A 20,618-nucleotide genomic window follows, 5' to 3' on the forward strand; every position below is an offset into this window, starting at 1 on the left:
TTTAAGGTGAAGTGCCGCGTGGCCGCTCAAATGCCCCACGCGAAGGGATCTTGTTCGTCGATCAGCAGGGTGCTGTCGGCGGTCATAAAAGCCTGGCCGGTAATGAACGGGCGGACGCGCTCGCCTTCCCATTCGTAACTGCCGATGAACTGGCTGGCGGTGATGCTCGCTTGTACCCAAGACTCACCGGCGGCCAGTTTTCCGTCGGCCGCCAGGCATGCCAGTTTGGCGCTGGTGCCGGTGCCGCAGGGCGAGCGGTCGTAGGCCTTGCCCGGGCACATGACGAAGTTGCGGCTGTCGGCCTGATCGTCGTCGGCAAACAGTTCGACATGGTCGATGAGGGCGCCGTCTTCACCGTGAATGCCCTGGGCTTCCAGGGCCTTGAGCATCGCCCAGGTGTATTCGGTGAGAGCCTCGACGTTGTCGAGTTGCAAGGCTTGCCCGTGATCGGAAACCAGGAAGAACCAGTTACCGCCCCAGGCGATGTCGCCGTACACGCGGCCGTGTCCTGGCACTTCGACCGGCACCTGTTGGCGATAACGGTAGGCAGGCACATTGCGCAGAGTCACGGTGCCGTCTTCATGCAACGTGGCATCGACCGGCCCGACCGGTGTGTCGATCTTGTGCACACCCGGAGCGATGTGCCCCAGGTAGTGCAATGAGTTGACCAAGCCAATGGTGCCGTGACCGCACATGCCCAGATAGCCGGCGTTGTTGAAGAAAATCACGCCGCAAGTGGCATCCGGCGAGACCGGTTCGCAGTACAACGCGCCGACCAGTACATCGTTGCCACGGGGTTCCAGCAGGCAGGCGCGACGCCATTGATCATGCTGATCGCGCAGGGCATCGCGCTTTTCGACCATGGTCTGGCCCGGCAACTGTGGAAAGCCTTGCATCACCAACCGAGTCGGTTCGCCGCCGGTGTGGGAGTCAATGACATGGACTTTTTTCATAAACCTATCCTTTAGACGAGAGCCTGAATGTCAGGAAGAAGCCTGGGTGCGCGCACTCACCGGGCGTTGGCCTGATGGGATGCTTGTCTGTGGAAGCTCGGCTTCGCTTTCATCGTCCTCGTCTTCCAGACGAACCAGATGCGCCGGCACGCCGGTGGCTGCGCCCCAGCAATAAATCCCCAACGCGAAGGCCGCCACGACCACGGTGTCGAAGGGATGACTGAGCACGCCCAGGCCACCAAAACTGCCGAGTTTGGACAGCACGATGGTCACGGCGTAGAAACCGATCAGCCACGCGGATGAGCGGATTTGCTGGGCGAGGCTGAGGTGTTGAGTCGGGACGAAGCGACCGCACAACAGGTAGACCACGAACATCAGGATCTGCAGGCCAAGTAGCCAGGACACGGTGTCCCAACCCGACCAGTAAACGATCAGCGCGGCGATCACGAACGACAGTGGACCGAGTACGCCCATCCACTTCACCCGGAACGGACGCGGCATATCTGGCGCATTGCGGCGCAGTGCTGCCACCGACACCGGAGCGACGGCATAGCTCAACACCAGCGCGGCGGAGACGACGTTGATCAGGGCTTCCCAGGAAGGGAAGGGCAGGGTCCAGAACACCGATAAGGCAAAGGTCAGCCACAGCGCCGGGCGCGGGATGCCGGACTTTTCGTCAATGCGGGTGAACACCTTGAAGAACGTGCCGGTTTGCGCCCAGCCGTAGATCACTCGCGGTGTAGCGTTCATGTAGATGTTGCCGCAACCGCTGGGGGAGATCACCGCGTCGGCGACCACCAGATAGGCCAACCAACCCACGCCGAGTGCCAGGGCAATGTCGCGATACGGCAGGGACAATTCCTTGGCAACGCCAGCCCAGCCGTTGGCCAACATTTCGGTCGGCACGCCGCCGAGGAAAGCCACTTGCAACAACACATAAATCAAGGTGGAAAGCAGCACGGACAAGATCAGTGCAATCGGAATGGTCCGTTGTGGATTCTTCACTTCACTGGCCACCGAGATGATCGGCGTCAACCCGAGGTAAGCGAAGATGACGCCACCAGCAGACACCGCCATCTCGACGCCCGACAGACCGAATGGCGCGAAGCCCTGGGCGTGGAGGTTTTCCGGTTTGAAGAAGGTGAACAGCACACCAATCACCAGTAGCGGAACGATGAACTTGAACACGCTGACCAGGTTATTGGCCATGGCGAAGGTCTTCACACTGCGATAGTTGAGCATGAAGAACAGGCAGAGCAGGGCGAACTGCATGAGCCAGCCAATGATCGTCGGATCGCTGGAACCGACCTTCGTCAGCTCGGGAAACCAGGCAGCGGCATACTGGCGAGAGGCAACAACTTCGATCGCCACCAGGCTGGTGAAGGCGATCAGCGTGATGAAACCCATCAAGTAACCCAGCAACGGGCCATGGGAGTAAACCGGGTAGCGAACCACACCACCGGCACGCGGCAGCGCAGCACCCAACTCGCAGTAAACAATGCCCAGCAGCAGGACGGCAAAACCGCCCAGCAGCCAGGAAAAGATCCCGGCCGGCCCCGCGATAGCGGAAACGTGACTGGCCGCGAACAACCAGCCGGAACCGAAGATCGCTCCCAATCCGATGAACGTAAGGTCCATCAATGAAAGTTGTTTTTTGAACTTGCCTTTGCCTGACATAGCGTCGCCTTCTTGTGAGTTATTGGATAGGCAGGTGTGCATGCAATGGCCATAGATTGAACGCGTCAGCAGGCGTGCGATTGATGTTTTGCGTGGATGTCGATGACGAAATCGGCACAGTTTTGACGGGCGAGCTGGAGCTACACTGCCGCATTTCAGCAAGTGCTCAGGTGCATCGCTGCAAGCTCGACAGTGCGTCGACCTTGGGGCAGTCTGATGGGCAGGTGTCTCGACACAGGCGCGGCCTTTCGCCTGGCGGACAGTGGGAGAGTGAGATTCATGACGCAGAACGCCTTTGCGATCCTGTGCCAGGGAAACGATCAGAGTCGCCCTGAAACCATCGAAGAATTACTGGCGGGCGTGGCACTGCTGTTGCCCATGCTGGATGTGATTCCGAATGCCGCGATCTTTATCAAAGATACCCAGGCGCGTTACGTCATGGCCAATCGCACCCTGGTTCATCGATGTGGATTGAAACAGCTGCAACCCTTGCTCGGAAAAACCAGTGCCGAGGTTTTTCCAGCGCAGTTGGGGCCTGGCTATACCGAACAGGATCGACGTGTTCTGGAGCAAGGCCTGGTCCTGGAAGACCAACTCGAGCTGCACTTGTACGGAAGTCGAGAACCCGGTTGGTGCCTGACGCACAAACGGCCGCTGTACAACCGCAACGGTGTAATCATCGGCCTCGCAGGGATCTCGGTTGACCTGCAATCGGCCAGCGACACGCACCCAGCCTACCAGCGCCTGGCCGCCGTCGACGAATACATCCGCGCCAATTTCAACCGCCGCGTCACCCTGGGCGAACTGACACGGATTGCCGGTATTTCAGTGGCCCAACTGGAAAGATACTGCAAGCGCGTGTTCCACCTGACGCCCCGGCAGATGATCCAAAAGGTTCGGCTGGAGCATGCGCATCGTTTGCTCCATACCGATATTCCGATCACTGATGTTGCGTTGCAGTGCGGATATACCGACCACAGTGCGTTCACCCGCCAGTTCAAAGCCTCGACCGGCTTCACCCCACGCCAATACCGTCAGGCCACGGGGCACTGATGGCCTCCTATGTAAGCGATAAAAAGTATTGAATCGATGAAGCGCGACTTTCCCGCGTTCGACAAAACCAGCTATCGGGATCGCGGTTGTGAGGGTGATTGAAACCACTGGAACGCCCCTGTAGGAGCTGCCGCAGGCTGCGATCTTTTGATCTTGTTTTTTCAAGCTCAAGATCAACAGATCGCAGCCTGCGGCAGCTCCTACAGTCGGGATTTCAGGCGAGGACGGTGAGCCATGCCGACAGCAACAGTAACAGCGCCAGCCCTGCATTCATCCGCTTGAACGCCTGCGGTGTGCCGAACAGCCGCGCACTGCCAACACCCAGCAGCGCCCAGAACGTCATGCACGGCAGCGACACCAACAGAAAGGCCAGCGACAACACCAGCAGCCGCAGCGTCTTGTCACCGCCGCCGACAAACACGCTGACCACGGCCACAGCCATCAGCCACACCTTGGGATTGACCAATTGCAAAAGCGCAGCGCCAATCACGCTGATGCCTTGATCTTGCGCAAGCGCAGGGTCCAGCGAAGGCGGTGCACTGCGGAAGATCTGCCAGGCCAGCCAACTCAACCAGAGCACACCGCCCCAAGCCATGGCTTGCTGTACGCGCGGAAACCGCAGCAGCGTCTCGCCGGCACCGAGCCCAACCACCAGCACAATCAGTGCCGCCGCCGCGCATGCAGTAAAAATGATCGGCAGCGTGGCGAGCAATCCTTGGCGCGAACTGTGGCTCAGCACCAGAATGTTGGTCGGCCCCGGTGTGATCGACGCAACGAAAGCAAACAACAGAAAGGGCAGTAACGAGGCCATGATGCAGATTCCCTGAAAGTCAGAAACAGGGAGCCATGATCGTCAGTCGCGGCGCATCAGTCTGGAAGGTTTGAGCAGCGCTTGCGGTAGTCCGCCGGCGTCAGTTGATAGGCACGTCGAAACCAGCGCCCCAAGTGACTCTGATCGGCAAAGCCGAGCACGCTGGCAACCTGCGCCGGTGAATCCCCGCGCGCGAGCAACTGCCGGGCCTTGGCCAGGCGCAACTGGATCAGGTAAGCATGCGGCGCCAGGCCAAAGGCTGCCTTGAAGGCGCGGGTCAATCGAAAACGATCCACCCCGCAAACCCGTGCCAGGTCATCCAGACCAATGTCCTCGTAGGCGTGCGCGTGCAGATAATCGCGCGCAACCTGAGCGATCAAGGGTAGGCGCGGATCGAAATCCTGACGTTTGCGCCAATCGAGATGGCGGGTGAGCGCGCCCAGCAGGCCGTCGATGGCGGTCTGACGGACGATGCGTAAATCGTCGTCATGCAAGGCGTGGAAGGCTTGAGCAATGGCCGTGGAAAGGCGTGGATCCTGACTCAGCGTATCGGCAAAACCGGGCTGGCTGTCGGCCGGTGCATCCTCGAACAGCGCATGCAGTTCGCGCTCCAGCCAGTGCGGATCGAGGTAGAGCATCGAATAAGTAAAGCCGTCCTCGGTCGGCGCATGCCCATCGTGGATCTCCCCGGTTCCAGCAGAAAGACATTGCCCGGCGTGCTGCGATGGCGCACACGGCGACAATTGAATTGCTGCACGCCTTGCTCTGTGACGCCCACGAGAAAGCTGTCATGCCAATGCGGGTCGTAGGCATGCCCCTGAAAATGCGCGCGAATCGATTCAATCCCGGTATCGACATCCTGGGACAGCTCGATCCAGTTGCGTTTATCCACGGAAAGCTCCAGAAATCAGGGTGCAACGTTGAACGGTACGGCCCGCTAAAATACCGCGCAATGGCGCCGGCGTTTAGAAGATTTGTGCAGATAGCCAAGCCCAAGCGGCTAGACTCCACAGGTCAAAACCCTCAAGCACCAGGTGAAACGCGATGATCGGCACACTGCAACACCGATGCTCGCCATGGCTTGCGTTAACCCTGGCCGCCCTCAGCGTGACCCTGACCGCGGGTTGCTCCAGCCGCAAACATTATCCGCCCTCAGGCGTCGGCGACAGCTGCTACGCCAAGGCGTTGCCAACGGTGGGCGAGGGCGGCCTCGCCTGGGGGCCAGCCTGAGCATTGCGCGGCAGAAGTCACTGAACAACTGCATCCGCTACGCCGGGCGCTCCGGGGGCACGCCCAACACGTGTCAGGTGGTATTGGCCAAGTGCAAATAATCCTTGGCATGCCAGAGCGTGTTTCAGAACGGCAGCAGCCCGGATCAGTCTATCTCGAGGGTAAACGCCTGCAACATTAAGGTTTTTGCGCATTCAGCCGAGTCAGACCATAAGACAACAGTTGAATAACGTCCGGCTCCTGCTATTGGAAGGAGATCCGAAATTATCAGGGAGCAGTTGATGTACGGTTTTCACAAGATGGGCTGGGGTGTACTCCTGGCCGCAACGTTTGCGCTGAATGGCTGCACTTCGTTTTTCATGGGCAAGCAATATGAATTCCCGCGTGAGGGTGAGCCTTCTGCAACCGTTCGTTTGAAATACGATCGCGGCACCTCGCTGGACGCCATCACTTTCAGCGAAAAGACCTGCTACGCCGGGTATACGCCGTTGCCCTACAACGGTGACTTCATTGAATCAAAAATCGCCGCGAACCAAGAGCTTGTCCTCATGTATCGCAATGTCGTGGGTGGCACTCAATGCCAGATACCGTTTGCTTTCACGCCGCAGGCCGGCGCGACTTACCTGGTGAAGTCCGGTTCCTGGAGTGAAACCAAGCCAGGTCTCATTCCTGTTTTCAAATACGACCAGCAATACTGCGGGATCGCTGTAGTGCAGAAAACGGGCGACAAAGAAAGTGTCCAGCCCATCCAGCAACTGCGCATGAGAACGGGATTTCCCTGCCTGCGATTTCTGCCGTTGGAAAAATAGTCCGTTTGCCGGTGTTTGATGGCGAAGTCGTTTTAATCAGTAAGGGATCGATCAGCAGCGCCTCTGCAGCAACTGGTTGACGGGTTTTACTGCGATCAATGTGGGTCGGGATTTGTGTCCAGTGCCTTGAAAGACGGGTGATCGGGCAAACGCTTTCGCGGGCAAGCCTTGCTCCCACAGTAGGAGCAAGGCTTGCCCGCGAAGGGGCCAAACGCTCCACCGCGGCCATCGCCTGCAACAACGCGATCGACGCCAAAATCTGCTCACCGGCGCTTATCGCACCCCCTGTAGGAGCTGCCGAAGGCTGCGATCTTTTGACGTTGCCTTTTGAAAGACCCAATCAAAAGATCGTAGCCTTCGGCAGCTCCTACCGGGGGCAGGGTGTGATTTTGTCTGAAAGTGTTCGATTACCGGACACCCGATCTTTGGTCCAATTGCTCGCCTCAGCGCTGCGGCGTAGTGTGGCCGGTGATGCCGTAAAACCATAACGACAAGAACGAGCCCCGCCCCATGGACAGCCATCTGCTGAGCGATCGCAGCAGCGTGTTTCGTCACGCAGACCCGTATGCCGTCTCCGACTACGTCAACCAGCACGTCGGCCAGCACTTCATCGGCTTGTCCAAGACCACCCATCCGCAAGCCAGCCTCGATCACCGCAAGTTCGCCAGCCTGGACCTGTGCCGCATCAGCTACGGCACCAGCGTGCGGGTAACTTCTGGCGCACTGGAGAGCATTTATCACCTGCAAGTCTTGCTGCGCGGCCACTGCCTATGGCGTGGTCATGGCCAGGAACACTACTTCGAACCTGGCGAATTGCTGCTGATCAATCCCGACGAACCGGTGGACCTGACCTATTCCGACGACTGTGAAAAATTCATCCTGAAAGTCCCCACTCGTTTGCTCGAATCGGTGTGCGACGAGCAACGCTGGTTGCGCCCGTCGAGTGGCATTCGCTTTCTGCGCAACCACTATCGCCTCGATGAACTGGAAGGCTTTACCAACCTGCTCGCGATGATCTGCCAGGAAGCCGAGGCCAGCGATCCGTTGCTGCGGGTGCAGGAACATTACGCACAGATCGTCGGCAGCAAACTGATTTCGCTGATGAGCACCAACGTCAGCCGTGAGAGCCTCAACTCACCCAGCATCAGCTTCGAACGCATCCTCGATTACATCGAACGCAACCTGAAGCTCGATCTGCCTGCCGAGCAGTTGGCCGTGCAGGCACGCATGAGCCCGCGTTCTCTCTACACGTTGTTCCAGCGCCAGCTCGGCGTCACGCCGATGCAATACATCCGTCAGCGCAAACTGGAACGCATCCACACCTGCCTCAGCGATCCGAGTTGCCCGGTGCGCAACCTCACCGAGCTGGCGCTGGACTACGGCTTCCTGCACCTGGGCCGCTTCGCCGAAAGCTATCGCCAACAGTTCGGCGAGCTACCGTCGCACACCTTCAAACGCCGCCACTAAAACCTTCCCACAAAACAATCCGCCCTGCCTGCCGCGCCATCCTGCACAAAACGGATAGCGATCTGCAGGATTCGGCTATTGCCCCTTGCATCGCCTCCCTAATCTTACCTGGCCTGAATAAAAACAATGGAGGCGGCGGCCATGTCCCTGCGACCCGAATACCTTCACTCCCTGCTTGAAGACGACAAAGACCACGGCATCTACCGCTGCAAACGCGAGATGTTCACCGACCCACGGCTGTTCGACCTGGAGATGCAGCACCTCTTCGAAGGCAACTGGCTGTACCTGGCCCACGAAAGCCAGATCCCCAGGATCAACGATTTCTACACCACCACCATGGGGCGCCAGTCGATCTTTATCGCGCGCAACAAGGACGGTGAACTGAACGCGTTTATCAATGCCTGTAGCCATCGCGGCGCGATGCTCTGCCGGCACAAGACCGGCAACAAAAGCTCCTACACCTGCCCATTCCACGGTTGGACCTTCAACAACTCCGGCAAGCTGCTGAAGGTCAAGGACCCGGCGGCGGCCGGCTACCCGGCGAGCTTCAATTGCGAAGGCTCCCACGACCTGACCAAAGTCGCGCGTTTTGAGTCCTATCGCGGCTTCCTGTTCGGCAGCCTCAAGGCTGATGTGGTGCCGCTGGTGGAGCATTTGGGCGAGTCGGCGAAGATCATCGACATGATTGTCGATCAGTCCGCCGATGGCCTGGAAGTGCTGCGCGGCTCATCCAGCTATATATACGAAGGCAACTGGAAACTCACCGCCGAAAACGGTGCTGACGGCTATCACGTCAGCTCCGTGCACTGGAACTACGCGGCCACCCAAAACCAGCGTAAACAGCGCGAGGCTGGCGATAGCAATCCGACCATGAGTGCCGGCAGTTGGGCCAAGCAGGGCGGTGGTTTCTATTCCTTCGACAAGGGCCACATGCTGCTCTGGACCCGTTGGGCCAACCCCGAAGACCGTCCGTTGTACGAGCGTCGTGATGAACTGGCGCAGGACTTCGGCCAGGCCCGCGCCGACTGGATGATCGAGAATTCGCGCAACCTGTGCCTGTACCCGAACGTGTACCTGATGGACCAGTTCAGCTCGCAGATACGCATCGCCCGGCCGATCTCGGTCAATCGCACGGAAATCACCATCTACTGCATCGCCCCCAAAGGCGAAAGCGACACCGCGCGGTCCAGCCGGATTCGGCAGTACGAGGATTTCTTCAACGTCAGCGGCATGGCGACCCCGGATGATCTGGAGGAGTTTCGTTCCTGCCAGACCGGTTATCAGGGCAGCGTCACGACCTGGAATGACATGTCCCGCGGTGCCGAGCATTGGATCGAAGGCGCCGACGACGCGGCCAAAGAGATCGACCTGCATCCGCTGCTCAGCGGCGTGCGCACCGAAGACGAAGGCTTGTTCGTACTGCAACACAAATATTGGCGGCAGACGATGCTCGAGGCCTTGGCCGCTGAACAGTCCGAGCGGATCGCCGTGGAGGCCGTGCAATGACCATCACCTATGAGGCCGTGCGCGATTTTCTCTACCGCGAGGCCCGCTACCTCGACGACAAACAGTGGGACGAGTGGCTGGAGCTGTACGCCCCGGACGCCACCTTTTGGATGCCGTCCTGGGACGACAACGACGAGCTCACCGAAGACCCACAGCGGGAAATCTCGCTGATCTGGTACGGCAACCGCACCGGCCTGGAAGACCGCATCTTCCGCATCAAGACCGAGCGTTCCAGTGCGAGCATTCCGGACACCCGCACCTCGCACAACCTGAGCAACATCGAGCTGCTCGAACAAGCCGACGGCCTGTGCAAAGTGCGCTTCAACTGGCACACCCTGAGCTTTCGCTACAAGACCGTCGACAGCTATTTCGGCAGCAGTTTCTACACCTTGGATGTGCGCGGTGAAAACCCGTTGATCAAGGCCAAGAAAGTAGTCCTGAAGAACGATTACGTTCGCCAGGTCATCGATGTTTACCACCTGTGAGGCGGCTGTCATGACTCATTCCATCGCATTCAATTTCGAAGACGGCGTCACCCGTTTCATCGACGCCAACCCCGACGAAACCGTGGCCGATGCCGCGTATCGTCAGGGCATCAATATTCCGCTGGATTGCCGCGATGGCGCGTGCGGCACCTGCAAATGCTTCGCCGAGGCCGGTCGTTACGATTTGGGCGAGGAGTACATCGACGACGCCCTCAGTGCCGATGAAGCCAAGCAAGGTTTCGTCCTCACCTGCCAGATGCGCGCCCAGAGCGATTGCGTGGTGCGGGTGCCGGTATCGTCGGATGTCTGTCGCACCCGTCAGGCCAGTTTTGAAGCGACCATCAGTGCCGTGCGCCAGTTGTCCGACAGCACCATCGCGCTGTCGATCAAGGGCGAGGCCCTGAACAAACTGGCGTTCCTGCCGGGGCAGTATGTGAACCTCGGGGTTCCCGGCAGCGCGCAGACCCGCGCCTATTCGTTCAGCTCGTTGCAGCGCGACGGCGAGGTCAGTTTCCTGATCCGCAACGTGCCCGGCGGCTTGATGAGCAGCTTCCTCACCGGCATGGCCAAGGCCGGCGACAACATGACCCTGGCCGGACCGTTGGGCAGTTTCTATTTGCGCGACATCCGCCGTCCGTTGCTGTTGCTTGCCGGCGGCACCGGGCTGGCGCCGTTCACCGCGATGCTGGAAAAAATCGCGGAGCAGGGCAGCGAGCAACCGCTGCATCTGATCTACGGCGTGACCAATGACTTCGACCTGGTGGAAATGGATCGACTCGAAGCGTTCGCTGCACGGATTCCGAACTTCAGTTTCAGCGCCTGCGTGGCCAACCCCGATAGCCGGCATCCGCTCAAGGGTTATGTGACCCAGCACATCGAGCCTCGGCATTTGAACGATGGCGACGTCGATGTCTACCTGTGCGGCCCGCCGCCGATGGTTGAGGCGGTCAGTCAGTTCATTCGCGAACAAGGCATTGCGCCGGTCAATTTCTACTACGAGAAGTTTGCTGCTGCCTGACACCCATCTGTGGGTCTGTCCCTCACCACAGGTTTCGATATTTGTTTCAGTCGAGGTTGTCATGAACAACAGATTCTCCAACAAAGTCGCACTGGTTACCGGCGCGGCGCAGGGCATCGGCCGCCGCGTCTGCGAACGCCTGCTGGCCGAAGGCGCACAAGTGGTCGCCGTCGACCGCTCCGAACTGGTTCACGAACTGCAAGGCGCGGGCGTGGTGGCGCTGACTGCCGACCTTGAGCAATACGCCGATTGTGCGCGAGTCATGGCTGAAGCCATCAACGCCTTCGGCCGTCTCGACGTGCTGATCAACAACGTCGGCGGCACGATTTGGGCCAAGCCGTTCGAGCACTACGACGTCGAGCAGATCGAGGCCGAAGTGCGTCGCTCGTTGTTTCCGACCCTGTGGTGCTGCCACGCAGCCCTGCCGTACATGCTCAAGCAGGGCCGGGGCGCCATCGTCAATGTCTCGTCGATTGCCACACGCAGTGTCAACCGCGTGCCGTACGGCGCGGCCAAGGGCGGCGTCAACGCGCTCACCGCGTGCCTAGCGTTTGAGAACGCTGAGCGCGGCATCCGCGTCAATGCCACAGCACCGGGCGGCACCGAAGCGCCGCCACGGCGTATCCCGCGCAATACCAGTGAACAGTCGTCGCAGGAGCAGGCCTGGTACCAGCAAATCGTCGCGCAAACCCTCGACAGCAGCCTGATGAAACGCTACGGCAGCCTCGACGAACAGGTCGGCGCGATCCTGTTTCTTGCCTCCGACGACGCCACGTACATCACCGGCGTGACCTTGCCGGTCGGTGGCGGCGATCTCGGTTGAGTACACTTCAAAGGACACTGAAATGAACCCGATTCTGATTGAAAGCCTGACGACGATCATCGTCGATCTGCCGACCATCCGCCCGCACAAACTGGCGATGCACACCATGCAGAACCAGACCCTGGTGATCATCCGCGTGCGCTGCGCCGATGGCATTGAAGGGATTGGCGAATCCACCACCATCGGTGGCCTGGCGTACGGCAACGAAAGCCCGGACAGCATCAAGACCAACATCGATGCGCATTTGGCGCCGACGCTGTTGGGCATGGACGCCGACAACATCAACGCAGCCATGCACAAGCTCGACAAACTCGCCAAGGGCAATACCTTCGCCAAGTCCGGCATCGAAAGCGCACTGCTCGACGCGCAAGGTAAACGCCTCGGTCTGCCGGTCAGTGAACTGCTCGGTGGTCGCGTGCGCGACAGCCTTGAAGTGGCCTGGACCCTGGCCAGCGGTGACACCGCCCGCGACATCGCCGAAGCAGAACACATGCTCGAAGCGCGGCGCCATCGCATCTTCAAATTGAAGATCGGTGCCAACCCGCTGGAGCAGGATCTCAAACACGCCGTAGCGATCAAAAAGCCTTGGGCGAGCGTGCCAGTGTGCGCGTCGACGTCAATCAGTATTGGGATGAATCCCAAGCGATTCGCGGCTGTCAGGTATTGGGTGACAACGGCATCGACCTGATCGAACAGCCGATTTCGCGGATCAACCGCTCCGGGCAAGTTCGCCTGAACCAGCGCAGCCCCGCACCGATCATGGCTGACGAATCCATCGAAAGTGTCGAAGACGCCTTCAGCCTCGCTGCCGACGGTGCGGCCAGTGTGTTCGCCCTGAAAATCGCCAAGAACGGAGGCCCGCGTGCCGTGCTGCGCACCGCGCATATCGCCGAAGCCGCCGGCATCGCACTGTACGGCGGGACCATGCTCGAAGGCTCGATCGGCACCCTGGCCTCGGCTCACGCCTTCCTCACGCTCAAGCAATTGACCTGGGACACCGAGCTGTTCGGGCCGCTGCTGCTGACTGAAGACATCGTCATTGAAAGGCCCGAGTACCGCGATTTTCACCTGCACATCCCCAGAACCCCGGGCCTCGGCCTGACGCTGGATGAACAGCGTCTGGCGCATTTTCGCCGCCACTGAAACAGGAGAGCATCATGCTGTTCCACGTAAAAATGACCGTAAACCTGCCGCTCGACATGAACCCCGAGCGCGCCGCACAGCTCAAGGCCGACGAAAAAGCCCTGGCCCAGCGCCTGCAAGAGCAGGGCAAGTGGCGTCACCTGTGGCGCATCGCCGGGCTTTACGCCAATTACAGCGTGTTCGACGTGCCCAGCGTCGAGGCCCTGCATGACACGCTGATGTTGCTGCCGCTGTTCCCGTACATGGACATCGAGATCGACGGCCTCTGCCGCCATCCCTCGTCGATCCACGCCGACGACCGCTGAAGTCAGACACCCGATTCGCTTCTGAACCCTGTTGGAGCTGGCTTGCCAGCTACCCACAGGGATCTTGCCTGGTTTGAAGAACTGGGTTCACACAACAACAAGATGAGGTAAGCCACCATGACCGTGAAAATTGCCCACACCCCCGAGTTGCAAAAATTCTTCGCCGAAGCCGCCGGTTTTGCCAACGATGAGGGCAGCTCGCGTATGAAAACCATCGTCCTGCGCGTGTTGCAGGACTGCGCCAAGCTGATTGAAGACCTGGACATCAGCGAGAACGAATTCTGGAAAGCCGTCGACTACCTCAATCGTCTGGGCGGTCGTTCGGAAGCCGGTTTGTTGGTTGCAGGTCTCGGCATCGAGCATTTCCTCGATCTGCTGCAGGACGCCAAGGACGCGCAGATCGGCTTGACCGGCGGCACACCGCGCACTATCGAAGGCCCGCTTTACGTCGCTGGCGCGCCGCTGTGTGAGGGTGAGTGCCGGATGGATGACGGCAGCGAGGAGGGCGTTGCCACCGTGATGTTCCTCGAGGGTCAGGTGTTCGACCTGCATGGCCAACCGCTGGCTGGCGCCACCGTCGACGTGTGGCAAGCGAATACCCAAGGTACCTATTCGTTCTTCGACCCAAGCCAGTCCGACTACAACCTGCGCCGACGGATCATCACTGACGCCGAGGGCCGCTACCGCGCCCGCAGCATCGTGCCATCGGGCTATGGCTGCGACCCGCAAGGCCCGACTCAGGAATGCCTGGACCTGCTCGGCCGCCACGGCCAGCGTCCGGCCCACGTGCACTTTTTCATCAGCGCACCGGGGCATCGACACCTGACCACACAGATCAACCTGTCGGGCGACAAATACCTGTGGGATGACTTCGCCTACGCCACCCGTGAAGGCCTGGTCGGCGAAGTCGTGTTTCGCCAGAGTGAAACCGCGGAACGCTACGCTGAACTCAAATTCGACTTCCAGCTGCAACAAGCGCCAGACGCCAGCGCCGAACAACGCAGCCAACGCCCCCGCGCGTTGCAAACGGATTGATACCGCGTCGTTTGTGGCCCTCACCCTAACCCTCTCCCGGAGGGAGAGGGGACTGAATGGGGGATGCTCGCGAGATACGCCGACCTGAACGTTTTCTGCCGAATCCATAATCGCCACGATCTTTCAGGTCGATGTATCACGCCAGACACCACGGTCGGCCCCCTCTACCTCTGGGAGAGGGCTGGGGTGAGGGGAAAACAGGCCTAAGGTAATGCAAAAAAGATATTGGCCCGCTGTTTTTAAGATCGTTTAGTTTTGTCCTCAACGACGAATCAACGCATCAAACCGATAGACCCCCGATTGCCATGACGGCGCACGCTGAATCGATCAAAGGCTCTTCAGGTTTGGTTCACACGGGAGTGAATCATGCCGCATACCCTCGACATCACCGCATTACCAACGCTCGACCTTTCGCTGTTTGAAGGCACGGCGCCACAGCGTTACGAGTTTCTTGACGACCTGCGCCATGCCGCACGGGACGTGGGTTTTTTCTACCTGACCGGCCATGGCATCGACAGCGCTTTGTTGAGTCAAGTACAGGCTCACGCCCGCCAATTCTTTGCCCTGCCCGACAGCGAGAAAGCAGCGGTGGGCATGATCAATTCACCGCACTTTCGTGGCTACAACCGTGCCGCTTCAGAGATCACTCGCGGCAAGCCGGACTTGCGCGAACAGTTCGATCTGGGCGCCGAACGCGAGGTGTTGCCGCAGGATGAAAACAGCCCGTACTGGGCGCGTCTGCAAGGCCCCAATCAATGGCCGGCCGCGCTACCGGCGCTCAAGCCGTTGCTGCTGGATTGGCAGCAAGCCATGACCCGCATGTCGCTGCGCCTGCTGCGCGCTTTCGCCCAGGCGTTGGCGTTGCCGCAAGACGCTTTCGACCGGTTGTACGGCGACAAGCCCAATGAGCACATCAAGTTGATGCGCTATCCGGGGCAGGCCGCAGACGCCAGCCATCAAGGTGTCGGGGCGCACAAGGATTCGGGTTTCCTGAGCTTCCTGCTGCAAGACCAGCAGGCCGGCCTGCAAGTCGAAATCGAGGAGGGGCGCTGGATCGATGCGCGGCCTCGGGACAACACCTTAGTGGTGAACATCGGCGAATTGCTGGAGTTGGCCACCAACGGTTACTTGCGTGCCACGGTGCATCGGGTGGTGTCGCCGGCCAAGGGCAACGAGCGTTTGTCGATTGCGTTCTTCCTCGGCGCGCAACTCGATGCCGTCGTGCCGCTTTACCCGTTGCCCACGGCGCTGCTGCGTGAAGCACGAGGTCCGGCCAGCGATCCGGACAATCCATTGTTTCGAGACGTCGGCTGGAACTACCTCAAGGGCCGGCTGCGTTCACATCCCGATGTTGCCCAGCGTTTTTACGCCGATGCACTGATCCCCAAAGCACTGACTGCCTAACCTCATCAAGGACTAAGAACATGTTCAAGAAAACAGGATTGACCCTGGCTGTGCTGGGCGCTCTGGTGACGTCTTTCAGTGCCCTGGCCCTTGAGCCGCTGCGAGTGGCAGCGGACCCTGTGCCCCACGCGCAGATTCTGGCGTACGTGCAAAAAATCGACCCGCAACTGAACCTCAAGATCATCGAGATCCCCAACGGCGTGAACTCCAATGAGTTGCTGGTGCATGGCGACGTCGATGCCAATTACTTCCAGCACTTGCCATACCTGAAGTCACAGGAGCAGGCCCTCGGCGAAAAACTCGCGGTGGCCGCGACGGTGCATATCGAGCCGCTGGGTATTTACTCCCACAAACACAAAACTTTCGCGCAAGTCCCGCAAAACGGCACGGTGGCGGTTCCCAACAACGTCACCAACCTGAGTCGCGCGCTGTACCTGTTGCAGGACAACGGCTTGATCAAACTCAAGGCCGGCTTCAACGACCCGGCCACCGATCAGGCCACACCGAAGGACATCGCCGAGAACCCGAAACAGCTGAAGATCCTCGAAATCGAATCGCCGCAAATTCCCCGGGCCCTTGATGATGTGGACCTCGCGGTGATCAATGGCAACTACGCATTGGAAGCTGGTTTGGTCCCGGCCAAGGATGCGCTTGGGTTGGAAAAAGCCGAGCACAACCCCTACGCCAATATCCTGGTGACCACGCCAAAATTGCAGGACGACCCACGGATCAAGCAACTGGCCAAAGACCTGACGTCGCCTGAAGTGGCCAAGTTCATCACCGACAACTTCTCCGGTTCAGTGATTCCGGTGAGCCCTGTGACCGTAGCGGCCACTAAGCCATGATCGTCGTCGAGCAGTTGAGCAAAACCTATGCGCCAGGGCAGGCACCTGCCCTGGATCAGGTATCCCTGAGCATTCCCGATGGTGCGATCTACGGGATTCTGGGGCGCAGCGGTGCGGGTAAATCGACGCTGCTGCGGTGCCTCAATCTGCTCGAGCGGCCCAGTGCCGGGCGCATTCTGCTGGACGGCGAGGACCTGACAGCCTTGTCCGACATCGAACTGCGCCGGCAACGCCAGCGCATCGGCATGATCTTTCAGGGCTTCAACCTGCTGCACTCGCGCAACGTCTTCGACAACATCGCCGTGCCGCTGGAAATCGCCCGCGTAAGCAAAACACAGCGTCATGCGCGGGTCAGAGAACTGCTGGATCTGGTGGGCTTGAGTGATAAGGCTCAGGCGTTTCCTTCACAACTGTCCGGTGGGCAAAAACAACGGGTAGGCATCGCCCGGGCGTTGGCGGCGCGACCGGCGTATCTGCTGTCGGACGAAGCCACCAGCGCCCTCGACCCGCAAACCACTGCCTCGATTCTTGAACTGCTGCGCGACATCAACCGCCAGTTGGGGCTGACTATCGTGCTGATCACCCATGAGCTGGAGGTGGTCAAGTCGATTTGTGATCACGCCGCTTCACTGGCTCACGGCCGATTGGTCGAGGCCGGGCCAGTGCCTCGGCTGTTGGCTGATGCGCAATCCCCGCTCGGCAGCTCGCTGCGTCCTGCCTGCGGATTGCCCCTAGGCCATGACTCGCCGGGGCTGAGCTTCCTCAAGCAATACGGCGTCAGGGTGGAGCGCTCATGAATCGCGTGATCGACTGGAACGAGATCTTCCAACTGGTGCTCACGGCCACCGGTGAAACCCTGTACATGGTCCTGCTGGCGGGGTTGTTTACCTTGCTGATCGGCTTGCCGCTGGGTGTGTTGCTGTTCATCAGTCGTAGCGATGGTCTGTTCCCAATGCCCCGGCTCAACAAAGGCCTGGGAGGGCTGGTCAACCTTGGCCGCTCGCTGCCGTTTGTGGTGATGCTGATTGCCTTGATCCCGCTGACGCGATTGGTGGTCGGTACGACCCTGGGCAGCACCGCAGCGGTGGTGCCGATCACCATCGGCGCCTTTCCGTTCTTCGCCCGAATTGTCGAGAACGCCCTGGACGAAGTCGACAAGGGCCGCATCGAAGCGATCCTCGCCATGGGCGGTGATGTCTGGCATGTGATTTTCAAAGTGCTGTTGCCCGAAGCGCTGCCCGCGTTGTTGGCAGGCATCACCTTGACCCTGGTGATGCTGATTGGTTTTTCCTCCATGGCCGGGGTCATCGGTGGCGGTGGTCTGGGAGACTTGGCGATTCGCTACGGCTACCAGCGCTTCAACAATCAGGTGATGGTCGCCACTGTGGTGGTGCTGGTGATTCTGGTACAGAGCGTGCAAAGCCTCGGTGATCGGCTGGTGCGCTCCTTGGCACACCGACGATGAGTGCGCCTGTTTCCGTGGCACCCGAGCCGCTGATTCGTGTGCGTGAGCTGAGCAAAACCTTTGGCGCCAGCCGTGCGCTGGATCGGGTCAGCCTGGAGATTTACCCCGCCGAAGTGGTGGCGCTGCTGGGGGCCAACGGTGCGGGAAAATCGACCTTGGTAAAGATCCTCGCCGGCAGTCAATCCTCCGATGCCGGTGAGCTTTGGGTCGACGGCCAGCCACGGCATTTCACCTCGCCACTGTCGGCGCGCCGGGTCGGGATCGTCGCGGTGCACCAGCAAGTCAACGACGGCATCGCACCCGGATTGAGCGTGGCGGAAAACCTCTTGCTCGATGAACTCTGCCAGCCCGGCGCGGACTTTTGGCTGAATCGCAAGCGCCTGTTCGAGCGGGCCGCGAGCATCGCTGCCGGCCTCGGCCTGGAGCTGCCGCTGGAGCAACCGATCGAACGCCTCGGCCAGGCCGAACGGCAACTGGTGGTGCTGGCACGCGCGTTCGCCCTGCAGCCGCGTCTGCTGATTCTCGACGAGCCCACGGCCGCCTTGTCGGACGTCGAAGCCCAGCGCCTGTTCGGCTTGATCGACACGCTGCGCAGTCGTGGGGTGGCGATTTTGTACATTTCCCATCGTTTGTCCGACCTGAAGCGGGTGGCGGATCGCGCCATTGTCCTGCGCGATGGCCAACTGGTCGGCGAGTTCGGCGCCCGCCAGTTGCCCGAAGCGGTCGAGGCCATGCTCGGTCAGGCGCTGGCCGAACATGTCTACGTCCCGCGTGTGGCCGGGCGCGAAGTGCTCAAGCTCAGCGCAATGAAAGTCCTGCCCGGGTCAAACACCTTCGATCTGACCCTGCACGAAGGCGAAGTGGTGGTGCTCACCGGATTACTGGGCGCCGGCAAAACCGAGATCGCCGAAGTGCTGTTCGGCCTGCGCGAACCGGCGGCTGGCACCCTGCAACTGGATGGCATCGACTGGCAACCCGAGTCGCCACGCCAGGCGATCCACAGCGGAGTGTTCTTTGCCGCCGAAGATCGCGCCAGCCAATCATTGATCGCAGATTTTTCCCTGCGTCGCACCCTGACCTTGCCGTTCCTCGAACGCTTCACCCGTGGCGGTTTCATCCGCAACCGGGCCGAGGCGGCAGCGGTCGAGGCACAGGTCGCGGCATTGGGGATCAAGACTGCCGGAATCGACGTGCCGATGAGTGCGTTGTCCGGCGGCAACCAGCAGAAGGTCGTACTGGGCCGCTGGTTGCTGGGGGACGGGCGGGTGTTGATTCTCGATGAACCGTTTCAGGGCGTGGACGTACGCGCCCGCCGCGAAATCGGCCAACTGCTGCGCGACAGTGCTGGCGGCCGCGCAACGCTGGTGATCTGTGCCGATGTCGACGAAGCCCTGGAAATTGCCGACCGGATTCTGCTGGTGCGCAATCACGCGGTGGTCGCCGAATACTCCCGCGCCGGGCTGAGCCGCGCCACGCTGGTGGCGGCGCTTGCTGGCGTCGAAGTCACTGTTCCAACTATTCATGCCACGCCAAGGAGTAGAGCGAGTGCCTGATTCAAGTTTGCTGTTATCAACCGCCCCGGCGCCCGCCGAGCATCTGCTGCAAGCGCTTATCCGCTATGGGTTGCTTTGGGTGCTGGCGCTGATCCTGGTGTTTTTCAGCTTCGCGGAGCCGGCATTTCTGCGGGTCGGTAACCTGTTCAGCATCTTGCAGTCGGTATCGATTGTCGCGTTGTTGGCCTTGGGCGTGACCCTGACCATGGCCGTCGGCGGCCTCGATTTGTCGATTGGCGCGGTGGCGGCGATGAGTTTGATGATCGCCAGTTACGTCATGGTGGTGCTCGGTTGGGGCGCTGTGCCGGCGGTGCTGATCAGCCTGGCGGGCGGGGCGGCGGTGGGGCTGCTCAACGGCTGGCTGATTGTGAAAATGCGGGTGCCGGACATCCTCGCTACCCTCGGCAGCATGTTTCTGGTGATCGGTGTGCAACTGATCCCAACCGGCGGGCGCTCGATTGCGGTGGGCATGACCCTGCCCAATGGCGATGAGGCCGAAGGCACGTTCAGTGCGCTGTTTCTGGCCCTCGGCCGCGGTCGGTTGTGGGACACCGTGCCGATCCCGGTGCTGATCACCGCTGTGGTCGCGTTGATGGTCTGGCTGTTCCTGGAGCGCACGCGCATTGGTCGTTTGTTCTACGCCATCGGTGGCAACGAGCAGGCGGCACGCCTGGCCGGTGCGCCGGTGCAGCGTTTCAAACTGCTGGCGTACGTGCTTTCAGCCTTGCTCGCGTCATTGGGCGGGTTGCTGCTGGCGGCACGTTTGGGCCGTGGCGATGTTAGCTCGGGTAATGGCCTGGTGCTCGATGCCCTAGGGGCCGCGTTGATCGGTTTTGCCGTGCTCGGGGCGAAGAAACCCAATGCGTTCGGCACGTTGATTGGTGCGTTGTTGGTGGCCACGCTGCTGAACGGCCTGACCATGCTCAACGCGCCTTATTACGCTCAGGATTTCGTCAAGGGACTGGTGCTGGTGCTGGCGCTGATGTTCACCTTCGGCCTCGCGCATCGGGCGCGTTGAGCTGCTTTTAATGTCTCG

The 20,618-nt window shown here is 60.3% G+C and carries 18 protein-coding genes and 3 pseudogenes; 17 read left to right on the forward strand and 4 right to left on the reverse strand.

Annotated features, from left to right (window positions below; translation table 11 throughout):
* Positions 1 to 26 precede the first annotated feature (26 nt).
* Both JFT87_RS16230 and JFT87_RS16235 read right to left on the reverse strand, forming a co-directional pair.
* Entirely contained in the window at positions 27 to 953 is a 927-nt protein-coding gene (locus JFT87_RS16230) for a 4-hydroxyproline epimerase (protein WP_201202773.1), read from the reverse strand.
* A 30-nt stretch (positions 954 to 983) separates the two neighbouring features.
* Positions 984 to 2,630, reverse strand: a complete 1,647-nt coding sequence (locus JFT87_RS16235; protein ID WP_201202775.1) for an APC family permease — start codon at positions 2,628 to 2,630, stop codon at positions 984 to 986.
* 279 nt (positions 2,631 to 2,909) lie between these two features.
* On the opposite strand from JFT87_RS16235, the gene JFT87_RS16240 reads away from it, so the two are divergent.
* Positions 2,910 to 3,683, forward strand: coding sequence for an AraC family transcriptional regulator (locus JFT87_RS16240; RefSeq protein ID WP_201202777.1), 774 nt, complete (start codon positions 2,910 to 2,912; stop codon positions 3,681 to 3,683).
* Between the two features lie 214 nt (positions 3,684 to 3,897).
* On the opposite strand, the gene JFT87_RS16245 is transcribed toward JFT87_RS16240, so the two are convergent.
* Both JFT87_RS16245 and JFT87_RS16250 read right to left on the reverse strand, forming a co-directional pair.
* Entirely contained in the window at positions 3,898 to 4,494 is a 597-nt protein-coding gene (locus JFT87_RS16245; protein ID WP_201202780.1) for a LysE family translocator, read from the reverse strand.
* Positions 4,495 to 4,550: 56 nt separating this feature from the next.
* A pseudogene (locus tag JFT87_RS16250) lies at positions 4,551 to 5,386 on the reverse strand (AraC family ligand binding domain-containing protein).
* Positions 5,387 to 5,538: 152 nt separating this feature from the next.
* Between JFT87_RS16250 and JFT87_RS16255 the strand changes: the two are divergent.
* From JFT87_RS16255 to JFT87_RS16330, 16 genes and pseudogenes are all read left to right on the forward strand, one after another.
* Positions 5,539 to 5,825, forward strand: a pseudogene (locus JFT87_RS16255) (hypothetical protein).
* Positions 5,826 to 6,005: 180 nt separating this feature from the next.
* Positions 6,006 to 6,533, forward strand: coding sequence for a hypothetical protein (locus JFT87_RS16260; RefSeq protein WP_201202782.1), 528 nt, complete (start codon positions 6,006 to 6,008; stop codon positions 6,531 to 6,533).
* Positions 6,534 to 7,043: 510 nt separating this feature from the next.
* On the forward strand, positions 7,044 to 8,000 hold the full coding sequence (locus JFT87_RS16265; protein WP_201202784.1) for an AraC family transcriptional regulator: 957 nt from the start codon (positions 7,044 to 7,046) through the stop codon (positions 7,998 to 8,000).
* A 141-nt stretch (positions 8,001 to 8,141) separates the two neighbouring features.
* Positions 8,142 to 9,506 (forward strand): benzoate 1,2-dioxygenase large subunit, encoded by a 1,365-nt coding sequence (benA, locus tag JFT87_RS16270; RefSeq protein ID WP_201202787.1) that lies wholly within the window; start codon positions 8,142 to 8,144, stop codon positions 9,504 to 9,506.
* Complete coding sequence (benB, locus tag JFT87_RS16275; RefSeq protein ID WP_201202789.1) at positions 9,503 to 9,991, forward strand: benzoate 1,2-dioxygenase small subunit; 489 nt, start codon at positions 9,503 to 9,505, stop codon at positions 9,989 to 9,991. The genes benA and benB overlap by 4 nt, the downstream gene beginning before the upstream one ends.
* A 10-nt stretch (positions 9,992 to 10,001) precedes the next feature.
* Complete coding sequence (gene benC, locus JFT87_RS16280) at positions 10,002 to 11,009, forward strand: benzoate 1,2-dioxygenase electron transfer component BenC (RefSeq protein WP_201202790.1); 1,008 nt, start codon at positions 10,002 to 10,004, stop codon at positions 11,007 to 11,009.
* A 61-nt stretch (positions 11,010 to 11,070) separates the two neighbouring features.
* On the forward strand, positions 11,071 to 11,832 hold the full coding sequence (locus JFT87_RS16285; RefSeq protein ID WP_201202792.1) for a 1,6-dihydroxycyclohexa-2,4-diene-1-carboxylate dehydrogenase: 762 nt from the start codon (positions 11,071 to 11,073) through the stop codon (positions 11,830 to 11,832).
* Between the two features lie 22 nt (positions 11,833 to 11,854).
* A pseudogene (locus JFT87_RS16290) lies at positions 11,855 to 12,975 on the forward strand (muconate cycloisomerase family protein).
* A 14-nt stretch (positions 12,976 to 12,989) separates the two neighbouring features.
* Positions 12,990 to 13,280, forward strand: coding sequence for a muconolactone Delta-isomerase (catC, locus tag JFT87_RS16295; protein ID WP_201202795.1), 291 nt, complete (start codon positions 12,990 to 12,992; stop codon positions 13,278 to 13,280).
* A gap of 117 nt (positions 13,281 to 13,397) precedes the next feature.
* Positions 13,398 to 14,315 (forward strand): catechol 1,2-dioxygenase, encoded by a 918-nt coding sequence (gene catA, locus JFT87_RS16300; protein WP_201202804.1) that lies wholly within the window; start codon positions 13,398 to 13,400, stop codon positions 14,313 to 14,315.
* A 366-nt stretch (positions 14,316 to 14,681) separates the two neighbouring features.
* Entirely contained in the window at positions 14,682 to 15,719 is a 1,038-nt protein-coding gene (locus JFT87_RS16305; RefSeq protein WP_201202805.1) for an isopenicillin N synthase family dioxygenase, read from the forward strand.
* 20 nt (positions 15,720 to 15,739) lie between these two features.
* Positions 15,740 to 16,564 (forward strand): MetQ/NlpA family ABC transporter substrate-binding protein, encoded by an 825-nt coding sequence (locus JFT87_RS16310; RefSeq protein WP_201202806.1) that lies wholly within the window; start codon positions 15,740 to 15,742, stop codon positions 16,562 to 16,564.
* A complete protein-coding gene (locus JFT87_RS16315) occupies positions 16,561 to 17,361 on the forward strand; it encodes a methionine ABC transporter ATP-binding protein (RefSeq protein ID WP_201202810.1) in 801 nt (266 codons plus the stop codon). Before JFT87_RS16310 ends, JFT87_RS16315 begins: the two co-directional genes overlap by 4 nt.
* On the forward strand, positions 17,358 to 18,029 hold the full coding sequence (locus JFT87_RS16320) for a methionine ABC transporter permease (protein WP_201202813.1): 672 nt from the start codon (positions 17,358 to 17,360) through the stop codon (positions 18,027 to 18,029). The genes JFT87_RS16315 and JFT87_RS16320 overlap by 4 nt, the downstream gene beginning before the upstream one ends.
* Positions 18,026 to 19,582: a sugar ABC transporter ATP-binding protein gene (locus JFT87_RS16325; RefSeq protein ID WP_201202815.1), complete on the forward strand. Its 1,557-nt coding sequence runs from the start codon at positions 18,026 to 18,028 to the stop codon at positions 19,580 to 19,582. Before JFT87_RS16320 ends, JFT87_RS16325 begins: the two co-directional genes overlap by 4 nt.
* Positions 19,575 to 20,600 carry an ABC transporter permease gene (locus JFT87_RS16330; protein WP_201202824.1) on the forward strand — a complete coding sequence of 342 codons (1,026 nt, stop codon included), beginning with the start codon at positions 19,575 to 19,577 and terminating at the stop codon, positions 20,598 to 20,600. Before JFT87_RS16325 ends, JFT87_RS16330 begins: the two co-directional genes overlap by 8 nt.
* The last annotated feature ends 18 nt before the right edge of the window (positions 20,601 to 20,618 follow it).

The organism is Pseudomonas sp. TH15 (genome assembly GCF_016651105.1).
Lineage (GTDB): Bacteria > Pseudomonadota > Gammaproteobacteria > Pseudomonadales > Pseudomonadaceae > Aquipseudomonas.